The sequence below is a fragment of the Saccharopolyspora sp. genome (assembly GCF_017434145.1).
Taxonomy (GTDB): Bacteria; Actinomycetota; Actinomycetes; order Mycobacteriales; family Pseudonocardiaceae; genus Saccharopolyspora_C; species Saccharopolyspora_C galaxeae.
Genome location: NZ_JAFRFW010000131.1, coordinates 1 through 4,444 on the forward strand (window position 1 = coordinate 1; position 4,444 = coordinate 4,444).

Below are 4,444 nucleotides of genomic sequence, written 5' to 3' on the forward strand. Positions count from 1 at the left end.
CGACGCGCGGGCGCGGCTGGTCGTGCTCACCTGCGAAGGGCACCGGAAGGTCGACGCGCAGGTGGCCGACCAGCGGGACCGCTGGCGCTCGGCGCTCGGCGGCTGGGACCCGGACGACGTCGCGGAGCTGACCCGCCTGCTGCGCCGCCTCGGCGACAGCGGAGTTGTCTGAGTTTCGGCTCGGTTGCGCAGGTGCACGGGTAGCGCAACCTCACGCCGTCTCACTGCGGGATCGCCCCTGACGCAGCGTCCCGCGCGGCCCGCCCGGGTTCTCGCCCGGAATGTGGGCCGATCGATGCGCCGCGTTCTTGTCGCCGCGGGCGAAGATCATTACTTTGGGTGAATGGTCGATGATCAGGACAGCTGGCGCGCAATAGGCGTCGACGTGCAGACGCCGAGCGCGGCCCGCGTCTACGACGCGTACCTCGGCGGTGCGCACAACTTCGCCGCGGACCGCGAGTTCGTGGCCAGGGCCAAGGAGATACTGCCGCACATCGCCGACGTGGCCCGCTGGAACCGCACCTTCCTGCGCCGCGCCGTGCACACGATGCTCGACGCGGGGATCGACCAGTTCCTCGACCTCGGTGCGGGATTGCCGACGGCCGGCGCCACCCACGAGCTGGCGCAGCACCACGATCCGCACGCCCGGGTCGTCTACGTGGACAACGAGCCGGTCGCCGTGGCGCAGACCGAGCAGCTGCTGCGGGACGTGCCCGGCACCACGGTCGTGCGCGGTGACTTCCTGGAGCCCGAAGAGGTGCTCGCCGCCGCGGGCACCCGCGAACAGCTCGACTTCACCCGGCCCATCGGGGTGCTTGCGGTGGCGCTGCTGCACTTCATGCCGGGCAGCCGGCATCCGGAAGCGGCCTTGGAGCGGTACAAGGCCGCGTTGCCCTCCGGCAGCAGGCTCGCCATCAGCCACGCCACTGTGGACGGTGTGCCGGAGCCGGTCCGCACCCAGACGCTCGAGTTCATCAAGTCCTACGAGAACACCCAGAATCCCGGTTTCGTGGCCCGCGAAGAGCTGGAGTTCCGCCGCTTCTTCACCGGCTGGGAGCTGCTGGACCCCGGTGTCACCTACACCTCGGAATGGCGATCGGACCTCGTCGGGGTCGACCCGTCGGACGAGAGCGCCCCGGAGAACGCGGTGTGCTTCGCCGCAGTGGCGCAGAAACCCTAGCGGTACGCGAAGATGCGGGTGGCGGATCGTCTCCGCCACCCGCACTCGGTTCTCCGGCTATCAGCCCGGGAATTCGGTCTGGTAGCTGATCTGGTGGTCGGCGTTGGCCGGTTCACCGATGTCGTTGATGATCCGGTTGATCGTTCCCACGCCGCCCAGCGAGACGGTCACCATGTCGTGGAACTTCACGCCGGGGTTGTCGGGCACTTCGAACGAGCGGGCCGCGGTGATCGACGGGTTCACGTTGAAGTAGCAGTAGCTGCCGAGCCCCCAGCCTTCGTGGTCGGTGACCTGATCACCGACCTTGTAGGCCGCCCAGCCGCCGTTCTCGCCCCATGCCGCCTGATCCGGCGGGTCGTAGGGCATCTCGTTCTGGAAGAAGTAGGTGCGGCCGCCGTTTCCGTTCCACACCACGTTGTTCTTCTGGTAGTGCTCCACGAACAGCCCGTGCGCGGTGACGTTGTCGCCGTTGACGATCACACCGGTGTCGGCGGTGTTGACGTCCCAGCCGACCCCGTCGCCGTGGTCGGCGCGCCAGACCCAGCTGTGGTCCAGCAGGACGTCGTTGCTGTTGATCTGCAGCGAAGTGCTCGCCTTGCCCGCCCGCGGGCCGCCGACGCGGAAGAACACGTCCGACAGCGAGGTCGGGTTCTGCGCGTGGCTCGCGTTCGCCCCTTCCTGGCCGACGTCCATCAGCGAAGGCGAGTTCTGCTCACCGGCGTCGATGAGCAGCCCGGCGAGCTTCACACCGTCCACATCGGCCACCGACACCGCGGTCTTGCCGGTGTCCGGGACGAGCGTGGTCATGCCGATGCCGAGCACCACCGTGTTCGGGTTCGTCACGTTGATCGTGTCGTCCAGGTGGTAGACGCCCGGGGTGAACAGCAGGTGCTTGCCCTCGGCCAGCGCGGCGTTGATGGTGGCCGCGTTGTCCGTCGGCTTGGCCACGAAGAAGTCCGCCAGCGAGAGGTTCTCGCCCTCCGGCGCGCCGTTCGCCCAGCTCGGTCCCGACGAGTTCTCCCGGATGCCGGGGACGAACACGTTGTAGTTGCCCGTGTCGTCGATGTTCAGGAACGGCTTTTCCCGCATCTTCGGGGTTTCCGGGATGTTCGTGTTCGACGGGTCGGGGAAGTGCTGCGCCGGGGCGCCCGCCGTGCCGGTGAACATCATGTTCCACACCGACCCGGTCCAGCCACCGGCCAGCTCGCTGTTGCGGGTGAGGAACTGCTGCTGCGAGCCGGATTCGACGAGTCCGTCGATTTTGGAGTCGGCGATGAATCCGCCGCTGGCCCAGCCGTCGCCGCCGTCCCACAGCTGCATCTGGCCCTTCTGGTGCATCCGGCGGTAGGGCGCGGCCTGCGAAACGGCCCACCGCTCGATCTCACCGGACGGCGGCGTCACCGCGAGGTTCTCCGCCGAGCGCCAGAAGTTCTGCGTCGCGTTGCCCTTGTAGTTCGGGTCGTCGCCCTGCTGCAACCAGTCGGCCTCGACCCGCACGTGCCCGTTGAGCTGCACGTCGTCCGGGGACATGCCGAGCCCGGCGACCTGGGTGTTGAAGCCGAGGTTCACGTCGGCGTCGTACTCGCCGGGCTGGAACAGGATCGCGTCGCGCTCGTCGCCGAACTGGTTGGTGTGCTGCCGCTTGGCGATTTCGTCCAATTTGGACTGCATCTCGCCCTGCGGGGTGTCCGGCTTGACGACGTAGGTGTTCGGTCCGAGGTCCGGATTCTGCGGGTCGGTGTCGCGCACCGCCTGAGCCGGTGCCGGGGGAGCGGGTGCCGGCTCGGCACCCGCCGTGGTGGTGCTGACGAGCCCGGCGACGAGGGCGGAGCCGGCTACCAGCGCCAGCGCGGCCCGTCCCGGGCGTGATGATGTCTTCATGCGTTTCGCCTGTCCGCTGCTGCGGCGCGTCGAGCGCCGGTGATCGGTGTCCTTGCGGTGCGAGGCCTCCGGAAAGGATTAAGGAGAGCGCTCCGAAGGAATTTAAGAGATCATTTCGGGGTGTCAAGGCCGCGGACGCGCATCTGGGAATGTGAACGCAGGATGTGCGCGCGTCACCGGATTCCCGGCGATTTTTTCCCACTCATCCCAGAATCGGCGGCGCGGATCTCCTTGCCTGTGCAATCGGTTGTTAAGCTGGACCGGAACCAGGTGCGCACCCGCAGGCGCGCCCGTCCCACGACACAGGTGCGATGAGCGAAGAACCCGGCTCCCACGAAAATCCCGGCCGGCACGACGAACCCGGCCCGCACTTCGTGCGCTCGGTCGAGCGCGCGTTCCGCGTGCTGCGGACCTTCACCGAGCGGCAGCCGGAGTTGACGCTGACCGAGGTGGCGCAGGCCAGCGGACTCGACCGCGCCGGCGCGCGGCGGCTGCTGCTCACGCTGATCGACCTGGGATACGTGCAGCACGACGGCAGGCACTACGCGCTGGCGCCGCGGATCCTGGAGTTCGGCCACGCCTACCTGTCGACGCGTTCGCTGCCGCAGATCGCCGAGCCGCACCTGCGGCGGCTGACCGCGGAGCTCAAGGCGATGACCGCGGTCGGCGTGCTCGACGGCGACGACGTCCGCTACGTGGCGCAGGTGCCGAGCCCCAAGCTGCTGTCGGTGGCGATTCCGGTCGGCAGCCGGTTCCCGGTGCACGCGACCTCGATGGGCAAGGTGCTGCTGGCGGACCTGGCACCGGAGCGGCTGGAGGCGCGGCTCAGCGCGATGTCGCTGCGCCCGGTCACGCCGCGCACGGTCACTTCCCGGCACGGGATGCACGCCGACCTGGCCAAGGTGCGCAAGGAAGGTTTCGTGATCTCGGACGGCGAGCTGGAGGAAGGGCTGCGCGGCGTGGCGGTGCCGCTGCGCGATCCGGCGGGCCGGGCGATCGCGGCGGTGAACGTCTCGCTCGACGAGCACGGCGCGTCCGCGGACGTGGTGCGTCGCGAGGTCGTGCCCCCGTTGCTGACCACCGCCGCCCGCATCGAGGCGGATCTGCGAGTGAAGAGTCCTTGAGAATGATTTGCGCGGCGGTGCCGGTTGCTTGCACGGCCACTGCTCAGCGGCTCCGCCGCTGACGAGCAAAAGATCGAAAAGTTGTACTTGAACGACCGCGAGTCCGCCGGCCGGTCCGCGCGGGACCGGCCGGCGGTGGCGGGGGGTGCCGGTTCAGCCGGTGGAGCGCGGCGCGGCCGCGTCCAGTTCGGCCAGTTCCTCGGCGGTGCGGTAGGTCTTCTCCGCGACGGGGATGTAGTAGTCCGGCGTCTCGTCCGCG

At 68.9% G+C, this 4,444-nt stretch carries 3 protein-coding genes; 2 read left to right on the plus strand and 1 reads right to left on the minus strand.

Annotated elements, in window-relative coordinates; translation table 11 throughout:
* The first annotated feature begins 343 nt into the window (after positions 1-343).
* Positions 344-1,180 carry an SAM-dependent methyltransferase gene (locus tag IJH84_RS03470; protein WP_295140056.1) on the plus strand — a complete coding sequence of 279 codons (837 nt, stop codon included), beginning with the start codon at positions 344-346 and terminating at the stop codon, positions 1,178-1,180.
* A 60-nt stretch (positions 1,181-1,240) separates the two neighbouring features.
* Here the strand turns inward: IJH84_RS03470 and IJH84_RS03475 are convergent, their stop codons facing one another.
* Positions 1,241-3,061, minus strand: coding sequence for a sialidase (locus IJH84_RS03475; protein ID WP_295140058.1), 1,821 nt, complete (start codon positions 3,059-3,061; stop codon positions 1,241-1,243).
* A 311-nt stretch (positions 3,062-3,372) separates the two neighbouring features.
* On the opposite strand from IJH84_RS03475, the gene IJH84_RS03480 reads away from it, so the two are divergent.
* Complete coding sequence (locus IJH84_RS03480; protein ID WP_200069606.1) at positions 3,373-4,185, plus strand: IclR family transcriptional regulator C-terminal domain-containing protein; 813 nt, start codon at positions 3,373-3,375, stop codon at positions 4,183-4,185.
* Positions 4,186-4,444 lie beyond the last annotated feature (259 nt).

Coding starts and splice junctions, on each gene's coding strand:
- IJH84_RS03475 (WP_295140058.1), bottom strand. CDS start 3,061: ATGAAGACATCATCACGCCCGGGACGGGCCGCGCTGGCGCTGGTAGCC.
- IJH84_RS03470 (WP_295140056.1), top strand. CDS start 344: ATGGTCGATGATCAGGACAGCTGGCGCGCAATAGGCGTCGACGTGCAG.
- IJH84_RS03480 (WP_200069606.1), top strand. CDS start 3,373: ATGAGCGAAGAACCCGGCTCCCACGAAAATCCCGGCCGGCACGACGAA.